Genomic DNA, 15,144 nt, shown 5'->3' on the forward strand with positions numbered 1-15,144 from the left:
CCGTGCCGCCGGCCCGTTTCCTGAAGGAACACCATGCATCCCGCCTTTCGCCCCGCCTTTCGCCGCTACTCGCCGCTGTGGCTGATGACCGGCGCCGTGCTGCTGGCGCTCCTGTGGGGTGCGCTCGCGCCGCTGCGCTATCCCAGCCACGAGCGCGTGTTCGACATCCCGCGCCATGCGCTCGACCCGGCCCCCGGCACCCGGCGCCCCGCGCTGCCGCGCACGCTGCGGTTGACGCTCGGCGTGCAGGACGTGCTGCTGCTGCGCAACCACGACCGCGTCGGCCACGTGTTCGGCCCGCTCCAATTGCGCCCGGGACAGGAATTCCGGCTGCCCTTCGAGCACCCGGGCGACTACCGGTATGCCTGCCCGGCCGTTGCTGGCGGAGAATTGCTGGTACAGGTAGTGCGCCAGCCCGACCCGGGCTGGGACCGCCTGCGCTGGCGCCTCGGAAGCCTGGCCGACAGGCTGCGCCACCTGCCCCTGATCCCGCCCCAGGACTGAACCTGGCGGCGGCAATCGTGCTGCGGTCTGGCGGACGATTCTGTCATGATGGGGCATGGCGACGATTTCCCTTCCCTTGTTCCCGCTGAGCACCGTGTTGTTTCCAGACGGTGTGCTGCCGCTGCAGGTGTTCGAGGCGCGCTACCTCGACATGGTCAGCCGTTGCCTGACCGAGGACGCGCCCTTCGGCGTCGTGTTGCTGACCCAGGGCCACGAAGTGCGCGAGCGCGGCGGCCAGCCCGAGCGTTTCGTCGAAGGCGGCACGCTCGCCACGGTGTGCGAGACCGCCGCCACGTCGCCGGGCCTGCTGCAGATCGTCTGCCGCGGCGGCACCCGCTTCGAAGTGAAATCCTCGCAACAAAAATTGAACGGTTTGTGGATGGCGGAGGTCGAACTGGTAGAGGGCGACCAGGCGGTGCGCATTCCGTCCGAGCTGCAAGGGGCGGCCGATGCGCTCGACAGGGTGCTCGCTTCGCTGCACGACGTGCCGCAGGAACGCTGGCCGGTGCAGCCGCCGTTCCGGCTCGACGACTGCGGCTGGGTCGCGAACCGCTGGTGCGAGTTGCTGCCGCTGCCCAATTCGCAAAAACAAAACATGCTCATGCTCGACAATCCGGTGATTCGTCTCGAGCTGCTGCACGACGTGCTGGACGAACATGGATTGATTACCTCCTAGCGCCGCCATGAAATTTTCGGATGAACTCCTGGTTGCATTCGTCAACGGCGAGCTGGCCGAACCGGCACGCGCCGCCGTCGAACGCGCGATCCGGGCCGATCCGGCGATTGCCGCACGCGTCGCCCAGCACCGGGCCAGGCGCAGCCGCGTCTACGGCGTCGTCGCCGGCGGGCGCGACAGCGGCGGCCATGCCCATGCTTCCGGCTGCCACGGCGGCGCCAAGGTGGTCCAGCTCGACAGCATCCGCGCCGCCCGCCTCGGGCCGCTGGCGCCACCGCCGCCGCCCGAGCCGCAGTGGACGCCGCGCCACTGGGGCGCGCTGGCCGCGGCGCTGCTCGTCGGCGCGCTGGCCGGCGCCGGCGGCTGGCACGTCCTGCAGGACGAAGCCGAACTGGCTTCGCTCAGCGGCGCGGGCGGGGCGCTGGTGGCGCAAGGCAACCTGGCCGCGGCGCTGACCGGCCAGCTGGCCAGTCCCGGTCCCTCGGGGCGGGTGCGCATCGGCATCAGCTTCCTGGCAAAGAACGGCACCTATTGCCGCAGCTTCGTGATGGACACCACCGCCGGCCTGGCCTGCCGCGAGAACGGGCAATGGAAGATTCCCGTGCTGGCCCAGGGCCCGGCGGGCGCCGCCTGGATGGACGGAACGGTGCTGCCCCCGGCCGTGCTCGACGCCATCGACCAGCGCATCGAGGGCACGCCGCTCAGCTCGGCGGCCGAGCGCGCCGCGCAGGCGCGTGGCTGGCGCTGACTTGATTCCCGGCGCGGGGCTGTCCGCCCTGCGGCCCTGCATGACCCGTAGGGTGGGCGGCTGCACCCCGGGAATGAAAACGACTTGCGGCCTTGCCGCCGCCCACGCGTCCAACCGGCCTATGCATATCCATCGCGTGGATGCATGCCGGGGCTGAACGCGTGGGCGGCGCAGCGGCTGCGTGAACACGTCGTTTCGGGGAGAGCCGCCCACCCTACGGCGGTATGACCCGCGGCGAGATATCCTTCGGGTAGTTCGGCCCCGCAAGGACGCAAGGGCGGGCAGGATGACAAGAGGCGAATTTGTAAAAACGGCAATTCGCGCACCCGGGAGCGCACACGATTTCATATACACTCCCGTGGTTTTAAGGTAACCTTGAGGGCGCTACATAGTGTCTCTACGTCCGCGCCCTCGTTTTTGGCGGCGCAACGTGCCTACCGAGCCGGCCGCGGGCCGCGCACCAGCGGCGGCAAGCCCGCCCATCCAACGTTCTGCGCGCTTGCACGCCACCGAGGCGCCGAAGCGAAGCGGCCGTAGAGCGGAACGATTAAATGCCTGGAAAGAATAATGTCTGAAACACCGATGAACAACGAGGCTGGGGCAACGCCGGGCGCCGCGGCGCCGGCACCCACCCCGGGCGTGCGCTTTGCCGATTTCGGCCTGGCGCCGGAAATCCAGCGAGCCCTCGCCGACCAGGGCTACGTCCATCCGACCCCGATCCAGGCCCAGGCCATCCCGGTCGTGCTGCAGGGCCGCGACGTCATGGGCGCGGCCCAGACCGGCACCGGCAAGACCGCCGGCTTCTCGCTGCCGATCATCCAGCTGCTGATGGCGCATGCCAACAGCAGCATGTCGCCGGCGCGCCATCCGGTGCGCGCCCTGGTCCTGTGCCCGACCCGCGAGCTGGCGGTGCAGGTGGCCGACAACGTCAGGGCCTACGCCCAGCACACCCCGTTGCGTTCGACCGTCGTGTTCGGCGGCATGGACATGAAGCCGCAGACCGAGACCCTGCGCCGCGGCGTCGAGATCGTGATCGCGACCCCGGGCCGCCTGCTCGACCACGTCGAGCAGAAGAACATCAGCCTGGCGCAGGTGCAGATGCTGGTCATGGACGAAGCCGACCGCATGCTCGACATGGGTTTCCTGCCCGACCTGCAGCGCATCATCAACCTGCTGCCGAAGAAGCGTCAGAACCTGATGTTCTCGGCCACCTTCTCGCCCGAGATCAAGAAGCTGGCCAACAGCTTCCTGGACCAGCCGGTGCTGATCGAAGTGGCGCGCAGCAATGCCACCGCCGAGAAAGTCACGCAAGTCGTCTACAAGGTCGACGAGGAGCAGAAGCGCGACGTAGTCGAATACCTGATCCGCCAGCGCGCGCTGAAGCAGGTGATCGTGTTCTCGAACACCAAGATCGGCGCCTCGCGCCTGTCGCGCCACCTCGAGCAGTGCGGCATCAAGGCCTCGGCGATCCACGGAGATAAAACCCAGCAGGAGCGCATGGCAGCCCTGGAGGCCTTCAAGAAGGGCGAGATCGAGGTGCTGGTCGCCACCGACGTCGCCGCGCGCGGTCTCGACATCTCCGACCTGCCGTGCGTGATCAACTTCGACCTGCCGTACAACGCCGAGGACTACGTGCACCGCATCGGCCGCACCGGCCGCGCCGGCGCCTCGGGCGACGCGATCTCGGTGTATGCCGAGAAGGACGAGCGCCTGCTGGCCGACATCGAGAAGCTGATCAAGCAGGCCATCACCCGCGGCGAGTTGACCGGCTTCATGCCGCGCGCGCGCAGCCGGGATCGCGATGCCGAACGCGGCGAGCGCCGCCCCCGCCGCGAGGCCGAGCCGGCGCGCGGCGAACGCCCCGCGCGCAGCTACGGCGCCGGCCCCTTGCCGCGCCGCGAAAGGGTCGACCCCTGGTTCCTCAAGCCCTACGAGCCGTCGAACGCGCCAAGCCGCGACAGCGCCCAGGCCGCCCCGGCCGCGCCGGCCAAATCCAAGCAGAAGATCGCCTTCCTGCTCGGCGGGGTGCCGAAGCCGTAAGACCGGCCGCGCCGTTGCATGCGTGGTTTGAACGTGTGGACGGCGCATGCACCGCATCATGTCGATTCCCGGGTGGAGCCGTCGACCCTACGGGTTGAACGGGACCGGTTCGACCGGCTCCGTGCAGCTGTTCACGACACCCCCGGCAGGATCGCCCGCACGCGCGACAGCAGTTCTTCCTGGCGGTAGGGCTTGCTGAGGACGTCGAGCGGCTGGGTGCGTCCCGTGGGCGAGGGCAGTTCTTCCATGTAGCCGGTGGTGATCAGGATCGGCGTTTCCGGACGCCGTTCGCGCACCTGTTCCGCCAGTTGCAGGCCGTTCATGCCGCCTGGCATGATCACGTCGGTGAACAGCAGGTCGATCTTCTTGCCCCCGTCCAGCAGTTCCAGCGCGCGCTCGCCGCTGGAAGCCGAGACCACCGCATAGCCGGCCGCCCCGAGCATGGTTTCGGCCAGCTCGCGCACGTCCTCGTTGTCCTCGACCACGAGGATGCGCGGCCGGGCCGCTTCCTCTTCCGCCGTGGCCGCCGGCGCAGACGCGTTGCCGGGGGCGTCGGCGGCGCCGTCGGCGACCGGGAATACCATGCGCACCGTGGTTCCCTCGCCGGGTACGCTGTCGATCTCGAGCCGGCCGCGCGACTGCTGGACGAAGCCGTGCACCATGGCCAGGCCGAGTCCGGTTCCCGGGCCCTTGGTCGTGAAGAAGGGTTCGGTCGCGCGCCGCATCACCTCCGGCGTCATGCCTTCGCCCTGGTCGATCACGCAAATGACCACGTGGCTGCCGCCCCCGTCGCCGTCGCGCAGCAGGGAGGTGCCGACCTTGACCTTGCCACCTTGCGACATTGCGTCGCGCGCGTTGATCAGGACGTTGAGCAGGGCCATTTCCAGGTGGGTGGGGTCGAGCGTGCAATAGGGCAGGCCGGGCTTCAGGTCGAGATGCAGCTCGACCTTGTCGCCGAGGGTGCGCACCAGCATTTCCGAGAACTCGACCAGCAGCGAATTCAAATTGACGCGGCGCGGCTCGAGGCGCTGCTTGCGCGCGAAGGTCAGCAATTGCTGGGTGAGCCTGCCGGCTTTCATGGCGGCGCGCTGGGCGCGCCGGATCGGTTCGCCGGCGTTCGGGTTGCCGCCGATGCCGAGCAGGGCCAGCTCCAGGTTGCCGTTGATGACTTGCAGCAGGTTGTTGAAGTCGTGCGCCATCCCCGCCGTCAACTGGCCGATCGCCTCCATCTTCTGGGCCTGCATCGAGGACTGCTCGGTGGCGCGGCGTTCGGTCACGTCCATCTGCGAGGCGAAGAAGTACAGCAGGTGTCCTTCCTGGTCGAAGATCGGGCCCAGGTAGAGGGCATTCCAGAACGGCGTCCCGTCGGCCTTGTAGTTCAGGATGTCGTGGGCGACGGCGCGCTCCTCGGCAATCGCCTTGCGGATCTCGGCGACCGTGGCCGGGTCGGTCTGCGGCCCCTGCAGCATGCGGCAGTTGCGGCCGATGACGTCCTGCTCGTCGTACAGGGTCAGGTCGAGGAAGGCGCGGTTGACGAAGACGATCGGGTTGTCCGGCTGGCGCGGATCGGTCACGACCATCGGCATGCGCGTCATCTCGACGGCGGCGAAGAAGATGTTGCCGCGGTCTTCCAGGCCCGCCTTGTCGATGTAGCTGGCCTGCCAGTGGCGCATGCCGGGATTACCCAGCGGATTGTAGGCCGAACCTTCGAGCTGGCCGTCGGCCGGCACGCCGACGCTCTGGCCGTCGCCCTGCAGGTCGAGGTCTTTCTTGTCGTCGTCTTCGCGGTGTGATCCGGTTGCCATTGTGATTTTCCTAGGTGCCCAAGACGCGCCCAGGCAAAAAGCCGGGGATGCTCGATGCTAACCGGGGCGGGGCAGGTCGACTGTGCGTGGTTTCACGCAAGCGGCGTGGAAGCGCGGCCGGACGCCGCGTTCATGGGCCGCGGGACCGCCTGGCTCGGCAGTGTGCCGCCCACGCCAGTCGCACTCATCAGTTGTGAAAATGGCCAGCATCCCGGCCGGCCCTGCTCAGGCGTGGGATATAATCGTGCACATTTTGCAGGTATCAACCGAACCCACGATGTCGCTGCCGGCGATGGCGTCAGGGCGGCGATGCCACATTCTTAGCTTGCCCCGTGGAGTAAGAAATTTCCCCGCCTATCGTTGTTGATTTAGATGGTACGTTGATCCATACCGACATGCTGCACGAGTCGGCCTTGTGGATGCTGCGCGATAAACCGCTGGACGTACTGCGTATTCCCGGCTGGCTGATGAGCGGCAAGGCCGTGCTCAAGCGCGAGCTTGCCGGCCGCGCGACGTTCCAGCCCGCATCCCTGCCTTATAACGAGCACTTGCTGGCTTGGCTGGCGCAGCAACGGGCCGCGGGGCGCAAGCTGATCCTGTGCACGGCGTCCGACCATGCCATTGCGCACGCTATTGCGAACCACCTCGGCGTGTTCGACGAAGTCATGGCCAGCGACGGGCAGGTCAACCTGGCCGGCCGCAACAAAGCGGCCGCGCTCCAGGAGCGTTTCGGCGAAGGCGGCTTCGACTACGTGGGCAATTCCAGCGCCGACCTCGCGGTCTGGGCCCTGGCGCGCCGCGCCATCGTCGTCAACGCCTCGAACAGCATCGTGAACAAGGCGCGCCAGCTGTTCGACGTCGAGCATGTGTTCCCGCGTGCCGAGCTCGGCCTGCGCGCGCTGGCCCGGGTGCTGCGGGTGCATCAGTGGCTGAAGAACCTGCTGCTGTTCGTTCCGCTGCTGGCTGGTCACCAGTTCGGCGGCATCGAGCCCTGGCTGGCGCTCGCGCTGGCGTTCGTTTCCTTCAGCCTGTGCGCCTCGACGGTCTATATCGCCAACGACCTGCTCGACCTGGAGAGCGACCGCCAGCATCCGCGCAAGCGCAGCCGCCCGTTCGCGTCCGGCCTGGTGCCGGCATGGATGGGCGTGGTGCTGGCGCCGGTGCTGCTGTTCGTCAGCCTGTTGCTCGGCGCGCGCGTCGGCGGCGATTTCCTGCCCTGGTTGCTGTTCTATTTCGCGGTCACCTGTGCGTATTCGTGGTGGCTCAAGCGCCTGATCCTGGTCGATTGCCTGACCCTGGCCATGCTGTACACCCTGCGCATCGTCGCCGGCGCCGCCGCCGCCGGCATCGTACTGTCGTTCTGGCTGCTGGCCTTTTCGGTGTTCCTGTTCCTGTCGCTGGCCTTCGTCAAGCGCTACGCCGAGCTGCAGGTGCAAATCCTGGCCGGCAAGCAGAAGGCGCATGGTCGCGGCTACCTGACGAGCGACGCGCCGCTGGTGCAGATGCTCGGCATTACCGCCGGCTACGCCGCGGTGGTGGTGTTGTCGCTGTACCTGAACAGCGACGCCGTGCTGGCGCTGTACCGCCAGCCGGAAATCGTCTGGGGCGCGGTGCCCGTGATCCTGTTCTGGGTCAGCTGGATCTGGATGCAGGCGCATCGCGGCCATATGCATGACGATCCGCTGGTGTTCGCGGTGAAAGACCGGGCAAGCCTGGCGGCCGGACTGGCTTTCGGCGCCGTGCTGGCCGCCGGCGCGATCGGTTTTTCATGGTAGCGGTATCTTCATGGGGGCGCCTGAGCCGGGACGAGCATGAGGTGCGCTTCCTGTCCGACGCCGCTCCCTTCGCCGCCCAGCTTCGTTCGGGAACGCCGGGACTGGCGCGCGGTCTTGGCCGCAGCTATGGCGACGTCTGCCTGAACCCGGGCGGGGTGCTGTGGCAGACCACGGCGCTGGACCGTTTCCTTGCCTTCGATGAGGCGACCGGGCGGCTGGTGTGCGACGCCGGCATGCGCCTGCGCGATATCCAGCGCATGGCAATCCCGCGCGGCTGGATCCTGCCGGTGACGCCCGGCACGCAGATGGTGACCGTGGGCGGCGCGATCGCCAACGACGTGCACGGCAAGAACCACCATGCGGTCGGCTCCTTCGGCGACCATGTGCGGCGCCTGAGCCTGGTGCGTACCGACGGCAGCGTCATCGAATGCGGCCCGGACCTGGCGCCGCAATGGTTTGCCGCCACCGTCGGCGGCCTGGGGCTTACTGGCGTCATCACCTGCGCGGAGATCCAGTTGCGGCGCGTTGCCGGGCCCTGGCTGGACACGGAGACCATTCCTTACGCGAACCTCGACGAATTCTTCGCGCTGGCCGATGCGTCCGAAGCCGAATGGGAATACACGGTCTCATGGATCGACTGCCTGTCCGGCAAGGGACGCGGGCTGTTCATGCGCGCCAACGCCGCCGCGGCCGGCACCCGTCCCGAACCGAAGGCGCGTGCGCGCACGATGCCGTTTACGCCGCCGGTCTCGCTGGTCAATGGCTTGTCGCTACGCCTGTTCAATACCGCATATTTCCAGGCGCACAAGCGGGATGGCCGTGCGCTGGCGCATTACGAAAGCTTCTTCTATCCGCTCGACAACCTGCTCGAATGGAACCGCATGTATGGGCCGAAGGGTTTTTACCAGTACCAGAGCGTCGTCCCGCGCGCGGCCGGCAGGGATGCGGTGCAAGCCATGCTGAAGGAAATTGCACGCAGCGGCGACGGCTCCTTCCTGGCCGTGCTCAAGACCTTCGGCGATCGGGCCTCGCCGGGCATGCTCAGCTTTGCGCAACCCGGGGTCACACTGGCGCTCGATTTTCCCAACCACGGCGAGCGTACCCACGCGCTGTTCGAGCGGCTCGACGCAGTCGTGCGCGAGGCCGGCGGGCGGATCTACATGGCCAAGGATGCGCGCATGCCGCGCGCGCTGTTCGAAGCGGGCTATCCCCGCCTGCATGAGTTCCTCGGTTACCGCGACCCGGGCATCAGCTCGGCGTTATCGCGGCGACTGATGGGTGCTTGACACCGCACGGACCGCGACCAGCCGCGTGGGAATGACGCGGCACCAGATCGCGCTGGACAAGGAAGTGGTGGGGGCCAGCAGGATCCGCGTGACCGCGCTGGACGGCGACCGTTCCTATTCGCTCGGCCACCTGTTGTTGAAATGACGTGCCGGCCGCGCCGCTAACGGGAAGCGGGACGCCGGGTTCCGATGGGCCAGGAGCGCGGCGCCTCAGATGTTCATCTTGTTGAAGACGAAGGCCGGCAGGTGGCGAATGATGAGCATGATCACGCGCCACTTGCCCGGCACGTAGAGAACGGCCTGGCCGGCGTCGATGCCGCGCACGATGCTGGCCGCCACGGCCTCCACCGGCGCAAGCTTGGCGCCGCGTCCCTTGAGGTGGGCGGTCATCGGCGTGTCTGTCGGGCCCGGCTTGATCAGGACCACCTTGACGCCGCTGCCGGCGAAACGGTGGCGCATGCCCTGGGCGTAGCGGTCGACCAGGCCCTTGGCGGCGCCATAGACATAGTTCGATTTGCGGCCGCGGTCGCCCGCGACCGAGCCGATCAGCGCGATGGTGCCATGGTTACGCGCCGCCATGCGCCGCGCGCAGGCTTCGGCGAACAGCACCGGAGAAATCGCATTGATCTCGAGGGCCTGGCGGCAGGCATGGATGTCCTGTTCGCACGCGCCCTGGTCGGGCAGCATGCCATGCGCGATCAGCACCAGGTCGGCGCGCTCGCCGAACGCGGCTTCGACGGTGCGCTCGATGGCGGCCGGATCCTCGAAGTCGCTGGCCAGCACGCTGACGCGAGCCTGCGGGCCACGCACGCGCAAATCGGCGGCGATCCGTTCGGTACGCCCGACGTCGCGCGCGACGAGGACCAGCTCGACCGGTCCGGCCTGCGCCCAGAGGCGGGCGCAATGCTCCGCGATGGCGGAGGTGGCGCCGATGATGATGATGCGTCGGGTACTGTTCAAGATGATGGCTCCAGTTCGAGGGCGGCTCCCGCCCTCATGCGTTGTCGGTACGGAAGACGTAGCGCTTGTCGAGATAATACTTGGCGAAATAGCCGATCACGAGGCCGATGACGCCGCCCGCATAGCGCATCGTCTTGGTTTCGAACAGGTAGTCGAAACCGAGTTCGAAACCCCAGAAAATGCAGGTCGTCGCCAGTCCCATGGCGGTATAGAGCGCAAAAGTCTGGCTGTCGTGCACAGCATTACGTGCCCGAAAACGGAAAATGTAACGCTTGTCCAGCACATACTTGACTACCAGGCCGACGCCGGTTCCCACGATCAGGGCGACGGCAACCGGAAACGGCCCGGAATAAATCCGGACGACCAGGTCCTGGGTGGCAATATTGAAGGCGGTCGCGACCAGCGCGAGCAATGCGTAAACGAGGGCTAACTTCATGATCGGTGGTTGTTGCATTAATGCAACTAGTGAGGTGCCGTGCATTGTACCTGAACATTTAGGCAATTTACTTACGGCGCACAAGTGTGTCGCGGACATCATAAAAGATACAGAATTGTTAAAATTGCTTACAATCATCACATGTGCGCTGATGAGGTTCATCTGATATCATTAACATCTAGTTAAATTTTCTTCCTTCCCAGTCTCATGATTCCCACGCTTCAATTCGAACAGGCCCTCGTCGGCAAGAAGGTGCTCGTGACTGGCTCCACGGGATTCACCGGCGGCTGGGCCTGCTTGTGGCTGAAGGCGATCGGCGCCGACGTGCGGGGCTTCTCGCTGGCGCCGGACACCTCGCCGTCGCTGTTCGAGGCGCTGTCGCTGAAGGACGATTTCCCGACCGTGATCGGCGATATTCGCGACGCCGAGGTGTTCGCCGAGGCAGTGCAGGCCTACCGGCCCGACCTGATCCTGCACCTGGCTGCGCAGCCGCTGGTGCGGCGTTCCTACCGTGAGCCCGTATCGACCTTCGCCGTGAACGCCCAGGGCACCGCCCATGTGCTGGAGGCCGCGCGCCACGTCGACAGCGTTCGCGGCGTGGTTTGCATCACGACCGACAAGGTCTACAAGAACAATGAATGGGCCTGGCCCTACCGCGAGAACGATCCGCTGGGCGGCAAGGACCCCTACAGCGCCTCGAAGGCTGCGGCGGAAATGGTGATCCAGAGCTACGCGGCGTCGTATCCCTGGCAGGAAGGCAAGGGGCCCGCGATCGCGATCGCCCGCGGCGGCAACATCATCGGTGGCGGCGACTGGTCGGAAGACCGCCTGGTTCCCGACTTCGTACGGTCCGTGGTGGATGGGCGTGCAATGACGTTGCGCTATCCAGACGCGACCCGTCCCTGGCAGCACGTGCTGGCCCTGGTGCATGGCTACCTGATGCTGTTGGCCGGCCTGGTGTCGGACGATCCCGGCCGCTATGCCCGTGCCTGGAACCTCGGCCCGCAGGACCTGAAGCATTATTCGGTGCGCGAGGTCCTTGAACTGATGAGCGCGCATTGGCAGCGTCCCGCACTTGACTTCATGGATAACCCGTTGCCGGAAGCCGGCGCGCTCGCGCTCGACAGTTCCCTGGCGCGCAACCAGCTGGGCTGGCTGCCGGCCTGGGATACGGCGCGCGTGGTCACCGAGACCGCGGCCTGGTACCGCGACTACTACAACGATCCCGCGTCGGCGCGTGCGCTGACCCTGCGGCAGATCGACGCTTGGCGCAAGGGCATCGGCGCATGAACTTCCTGATCGGCGGGCGCGGGCGCCTCGGCCAGGCGATCGCGCGGCAATATGCAGCCGACGACATCGTCAGTCTCGAGCGCGAGGTGTACCAGCACTGGGCCGGGCCCGGCGCGCAGGCCGACGTTGCCGCGTATTTCGCGCCCTGGGCCGGTACGGGCGCCACGATTTTCGTGACGTCCGGCCTGCTCGACCCGAAGCTGCCCGCCGGAGCCCTGTGGCAGGTCAATGTTGAGCTTCCCCGCAATATCATCGAAGGCGCCGCTGCGCTTGGCCTGCGCGTGATCACGTTCGGCACCGTCATGGAAGCCCTGCTGGCGGCGCGCAATCCCTACGTGAACAGTAAGGCGGCACTCGGCGAATTCGCCGCCGCGCGCGCCGCCGAGGGTGCGCCGGTTACCCATGTGCGCGTGCACACCTTGTATGGCGGCGGCCTGCCCAGCCGCTTCATGTTCCTGGGCCAGATACTGGACGCCCTCGACAACGGTGCGCCGTTCCGCATGACCCAGGGCAAGCAGCTGCGCGAATACCACCATGTCGACGACGACGCCTGCGCCATTCGCATGCTTGCCGAAACCGGCGTGAACGGCGTGCTGGACCTCAGCCACGGCGCGCCGCTCAGCCTGCGCGAACTGGCTGGCGCCGTGTTCGAAACCTTCGGCGCAGCTGGCCAGCTGCAGGTCGGCACGCTGCCCGAACCGGGCGAAGAAAATTACAACACCGTATTCGCACGCCATCCGATGCTGGAGCGGGCTTCCTTCCGTGACACGCTGCCCGCGCTCGTTGCCTACCTGGAGGAGTGCGGTATCAAGCGAAAGACTGGGCAATGACAGGAGCCGAACCGATGCAAGGGACAAGGAAGCCCTTGATCTCCATTACCGTACCGGTACTCAACGAGGCCGGCAATATCGACGCGCTGTATGCGCGCCTGCATGCGCTCGGCGAAAAGATGCGCGACCGCTGCGACCTCGAGTTCATTTTCTCCGACAACTGCTCGGACGATGCCACCTGGCCGATGTTGACCGAGCTGGCCGCCAGGGATACGCGAGTGCGCGCGATCCGCTTCTCGAAGAACGTCGGCTTTCAGCGCTCGATCCTGGCCAATTACCTGCACACCCGCGGCGACGCCGTGATGCAGATCGACGCCGACCTGCAGGACCCGCCGGAAATGCTCGAAGCCTTTTTCGAAAAATGGCAGCAGGGCTACCAGGTGGTGTACGGCATCCGCCGCAAACGTCCGGAATCCTGGCTGTTGCGCAATTTCCGCCGTCTGGGCTACTGGGCCATCGACAAGGTCAGCGAGCACCCGATCCCGCGCGACGTCGGCGACTTCCGCCTCGTCGACCGCAAGGTGATCGAGGCCGTGGCCAAGGTCCGGACCTCCAATCCCTACCTGCGCGGCATCATCGCCGGCCTCGGCTTCAGGCAGACCGGTGTTGTCTACGACCGCGACGCCCGCACCGCCGGGGAGAGCAAGTTCAACGTCTCGCGCCTGGTGCAGCTGGGCCTGACCGCCGTGTTCAACCATTCGGTGGTGCCGCTGCGCGCCGCTTCCTTCCTGGGCTTGATCATCCTGAGCATCAGCCTGATCGGCGCGATCTACTATGTGGTGCTGCGCCTGTTCCATCCCGAGCTGCCGCGCGGACTGGCCAGCATGCACATCCTGGTCCTGTTCGGCATCGGACTGAATTCCTTCTTCCTCGGAATTATTGGCGAATACCTGTTGCGCATCTATCTCGTAGTGCGCGCGGACCCGGTGGCGATCGTCCACCAGAGCCTGAATTTTTCCGCTTCCGAACTCAAATTGTAAGTAGGCGACATACTCATGAAAGCAGTCATCCTTGCCGGCGGTCTGGGCACGCGTATTTCCGAAGAATCCGATACCAAACCGAAACCCATGGTGGAAATCGGCGGTAAGCCTCTGCTGTGGCACATCATGAAGAACTATGCCCACCATGGCATCAACGACTTCGTGATCTGCCTCGGCTACAAGGGCTATGTAATCAAGGAATTCTTCTTCAATTACTACCGCCACTTGTCGGACATGCGCATCGACCTGAAGACCGGCGAGCACACCATCCTCAACAGTCACTCGGAAGACTGGCGCATTACCCTGGTCGACACCGGCCCGGAAACGATGACCGGCGGACGCCTGAAACGCGTCGCTCCCTACCTCGACAACGAGACCTTCTGCATGACCTACGGCGACGGCCTGTCGGACATCGACATCGGCGCCGAACTGGCCTTCCACCGCGGCCACGGCAAGCTGGCGACGGTTGCGGCGGTGCAGCCGCCGGGCCGTTTTGGCGTGCTGAACATCGACGACCGGATGGGCGTCAGCGCATTCGAGGAAAAGCCGAGCGACGAAATCGGCTGGATTAACGGCGGCTTCTTCGTGCTCGAGCCCCAGGTCATTTCCTACATCGACGACGACAGCACCTCGTGGGAGCGCGCGCCGCTGGCCAACCTGGCCAAGGACGGGCAACTGGCCGCCTTCCAGCACACCGGTTTCTGGCAGCCCTGCGATACCCTGCGCGACAAGCGTGAACTCGAAGCCCTGTGGGCCGACAGCGCGCCATGGCGCGTGTGGGACCGTTAATGACTGAAAGCAAGAAGTCCGGAGGCTGGCTGAAGCATGCCGCCGGCGCCTTCATCACCGTTGCCTGCGTCGTCGTCATCGCCCGCCAGGTCAAGCTGGACGAGGTGCTGGCCGCGATCCGCCATTTCGACTGGCCCTACCTGGTATTCGGCGTCGCCTTCCTGGCGTTCGGCTATTCCCTGCGCGTGCTGCGCTGGTCGCTGCTGCTGGGCGCCACCGGTGCGCCTGTCCGCTTCGGCAACTGCCTGGCGCCGTTCCTGGGCTCGATCGCGCTGAACAACGTGCTGCCGCTGCGCCTGGGCGACCTGGTGCGCGCCTTCGTGTTCCCGGCAGCCATGGGCGTGCCGAAGACCACCGCCACCAGCAGCCTGGTCATGGAGCGCCTGATCGACCTGATGACGCTGCTGTGCTGCCTGGCGATCGGCCTGTTCGCGATCCGCACCGCCCAGGTGCCGGCGATGATTTCCGAGTCGGCCCTGACGCTGGCGGTGCTGGGCGGCCTGGCGCTGGTGCTGACCTTCCTGTTCAGCGGTGCGCTGGCGCGTGCGCTGGAAAAGGCGGCTGCCGGCCAGCCGGCGGGCAAGCGCCTGGCGGGCGTGCTGGCCACGGTGGCCGGCCTGCTGCGTGGTTTCGAGGCCATGTCGCGCCTGCGCGTGCTGGTCTCGGCGCTCCTGATCTCGATGCTGGTCTGGGTCGGCGAGTCCGGCCTGTTCTATTTCATGATGCGCGGCTGCGGCCTCGACGCGTCGCCGCCGATGGCCCTGCTGGTCATGGCGATCGCGACCCTGTCGACGCTGGTGCCGTCCTCGCCCGGCTACGTCGGTCCATTCCACCTCGCCGCCTTCACCGCCATTTCGCTGGTCGGCGGCAGCGCGGCCCAGGCCGGCAGTTTCGCCGTCCTGTGCCACCTGGCCCTGTGGCTGCCGACCACGCTGGCCGGCGCCATCGCAATCCTGTTCCGGCCCGAACTGTTCCGCGTCGCACGCGGCGCCAAGCGGTCCGAAGTACCCATTAACTGAGTTACG

General features: G+C 66.5%; 14 protein-coding genes. 11 read left to right on the forward strand and 3 right to left on the reverse strand.

What is annotated here, in order from left to right:
* Window positions 1-33: 33 nt before the first annotated feature.
* From RT688_RS17375 to RT688_RS17390, 4 genes are all read left to right on the forward strand, one after another.
* Complete coding sequence (locus tag RT688_RS17375; RefSeq protein ID WP_313706102.1) at window positions 34-504, forward strand: hypothetical protein; 471 nt, start codon at window positions 34-36, stop codon at window positions 502-504.
* Window positions 505-559: 55 nt separating this feature from the next.
* Entirely contained in the window at window positions 560-1,180 is a 621-nt protein-coding gene (locus tag RT688_RS17380; RefSeq protein ID WP_313706103.1) for an LON peptidase substrate-binding domain-containing protein, read from the forward strand.
* 7 nt (window positions 1,181-1,187) lie between these two features.
* Complete coding sequence (locus tag RT688_RS17385; protein ID WP_313706104.1) at window positions 1,188-1,928, forward strand: hypothetical protein; 741 nt, start codon at window positions 1,188-1,190, stop codon at window positions 1,926-1,928.
* Window positions 1,929-2,495: 567 nt separating this feature from the next.
* A complete protein-coding gene (locus RT688_RS17390) occupies window positions 2,496-3,968 on the forward strand; it encodes a DEAD/DEAH box helicase (protein WP_409521937.1) in 1,473 nt (490 codons plus the stop codon).
* 131 nt (window positions 3,969-4,099) lie between these two features.
* On the opposite strand, the gene RT688_RS17395 is transcribed toward RT688_RS17390, so the two are convergent.
* Window positions 4,100-5,773 (reverse strand): histidine kinase famiy protein, encoded by a 1,674-nt coding sequence (locus tag RT688_RS17395; RefSeq protein WP_313706105.1) that lies wholly within the window; start codon window positions 5,771-5,773, stop codon window positions 4,100-4,102.
* A gap of 344 nt (window positions 5,774-6,117) precedes the next feature.
* Between RT688_RS17395 and RT688_RS17400 the strand changes: the two genes are divergently transcribed.
* Complete coding sequence (locus RT688_RS17400) at window positions 6,118-7,548, forward strand: UbiA family prenyltransferase (protein WP_313706125.1); 1,431 nt, start codon at window positions 6,118-6,120, stop codon at window positions 7,546-7,548.
* Window positions 7,542-8,834, forward strand: a complete 1,293-nt coding sequence (locus RT688_RS17405; protein WP_409521938.1) for an FAD-dependent oxidoreductase — start codon at window positions 7,542-7,544, stop codon at window positions 8,832-8,834. The genes RT688_RS17400 and RT688_RS17405 overlap by 7 nt, the downstream gene beginning before the upstream one ends.
* Before the next feature lie 210 nt (window positions 8,835-9,044).
* Here RT688_RS17405 and RT688_RS17410 read toward each other — a convergent pair whose 3' ends face one another.
* The gene (locus RT688_RS17410; protein ID WP_313706107.1) at window positions 9,045-9,794 is read right to left on the reverse strand and encodes an SDR family NAD(P)-dependent oxidoreductase; all 750 of its coding nucleotides are present in this window, start codon (window positions 9,792-9,794) and stop codon (window positions 9,045-9,047) included.
* Window positions 9,795-9,828: 34 nt separating this feature from the next.
* A complete protein-coding gene (locus tag RT688_RS17415) occupies window positions 9,829-10,230 on the reverse strand; it encodes a GtrA family protein (protein WP_313706108.1) in 402 nt (133 codons plus the stop codon).
* A gap of 207 nt (window positions 10,231-10,437) precedes the next feature.
* Here RT688_RS17415 and rfbG point away from each other — a divergent pair, with 207 nt between their 5' ends.
* The 5 genes from rfbG to RT688_RS17440 are packed head-to-tail and all read left to right on the forward strand — an operon-like array spanning window position 10,438 to window position 15,138.
* Window positions 10,438-11,520, forward strand: coding sequence for a CDP-glucose 4,6-dehydratase (gene rfbG, locus RT688_RS17420; protein ID WP_313706109.1), 1,083 nt, complete (start codon window positions 10,438-10,440; stop codon window positions 11,518-11,520).
* The gene (locus RT688_RS17425) at window positions 11,517-12,350 is read left to right on the forward strand and encodes an NAD(P)-dependent oxidoreductase (protein ID WP_313706110.1); all 834 of its coding nucleotides are present in this window, start codon (window positions 11,517-11,519) and stop codon (window positions 12,348-12,350) included. Before rfbG ends, RT688_RS17425 begins: the two co-directional genes overlap by 4 nt.
* Window positions 12,351-12,385: 35 nt before the next feature.
* Window positions 12,386-13,330, forward strand: a complete 945-nt coding sequence (locus RT688_RS17430) for a glycosyltransferase family 2 protein (protein ID WP_313706111.1) — start codon at window positions 12,386-12,388, stop codon at window positions 13,328-13,330.
* A gap of 15 nt (window positions 13,331-13,345) precedes the next feature.
* Complete coding sequence (gene rfbF, locus RT688_RS17435) at window positions 13,346-14,119, forward strand: glucose-1-phosphate cytidylyltransferase (protein ID WP_313706112.1); 774 nt, start codon at window positions 13,346-13,348, stop codon at window positions 14,117-14,119.
* Entirely contained in the window at window positions 14,119-15,138 is a 1,020-nt protein-coding gene (locus tag RT688_RS17440) for a lysylphosphatidylglycerol synthase transmembrane domain-containing protein (RefSeq protein ID WP_313706113.1), read from the forward strand. The genes rfbF and RT688_RS17440 overlap by 1 nt, the downstream gene beginning before the upstream one ends.
* The last annotated feature ends 6 nt before the right edge of the window (window positions 15,139-15,144 follow it).

Source organism: Massilia sp., from assembly GCF_032106685.1.
Classification (GTDB): domain Bacteria; phylum Pseudomonadota; class Gammaproteobacteria; order Burkholderiales; family Burkholderiaceae_D; genus Telluria.

What these genes read in the sequence shown, in the direction of transcription:
- RT688_RS17375 (WP_313706102.1), top strand. Translation starts at nt 34, where the DNA reads ATGCATCCCGCCTTTCGCCCCGCCTTTCGCCGCTACTCGCCGCTGTGG.
- RT688_RS17380 (WP_313706103.1), top strand. Translation starts at nt 560, where the DNA reads ATGGCGACGATTTCCCTTCCCTTGTTCCCGCTGAGCACCGTGTTGTTT.
- RT688_RS17385 (WP_313706104.1), top strand. Translation starts at nt 1,188, where the DNA reads ATGAAATTTTCGGATGAACTCCTGGTTGCATTCGTCAACGGCGAGCTG.
- RT688_RS17390 (WP_409521937.1), top strand. Translation starts at nt 2,496, where the DNA reads ATGTCTGAAACACCGATGAACAACGAGGCTGGGGCAACGCCGGGCGCC.
- RT688_RS17395 (WP_313706105.1), bottom strand. Translation starts at nt 5,773, where the DNA reads ATGGCAACCGGATCACACCGCGAAGACGACGACAAGAAAGACCTCGAC.
- RT688_RS17405 (WP_409521938.1), top strand. Translation starts at nt 7,542, where the DNA reads ATGGTAGCGGTATCTTCATGGGGGCGCCTGAGCCGGGACGAGCATGAG.
- RT688_RS17415 (WP_313706108.1), bottom strand. Translation starts at nt 10,230, where the DNA reads ATGAAGTTAGCCCTCGTTTACGCATTGCTCGCGCTGGTCGCGACCGCC.
- rfbG (WP_313706109.1), top strand. Translation starts at nt 10,438, where the DNA reads ATGATTCCCACGCTTCAATTCGAACAGGCCCTCGTCGGCAAGAAGGTG.
- RT688_RS17425 (WP_313706110.1), top strand. Translation starts at nt 11,517, where the DNA reads ATGAACTTCCTGATCGGCGGGCGCGGGCGCCTCGGCCAGGCGATCGCG.
- rfbF (WP_313706112.1), top strand. Translation starts at nt 13,346, where the DNA reads ATGAAAGCAGTCATCCTTGCCGGCGGTCTGGGCACGCGTATTTCCGAA.
- RT688_RS17440 (WP_313706113.1), top strand. Translation starts at nt 14,119, where the DNA reads ATGACTGAAAGCAAGAAGTCCGGAGGCTGGCTGAAGCATGCCGCCGGC.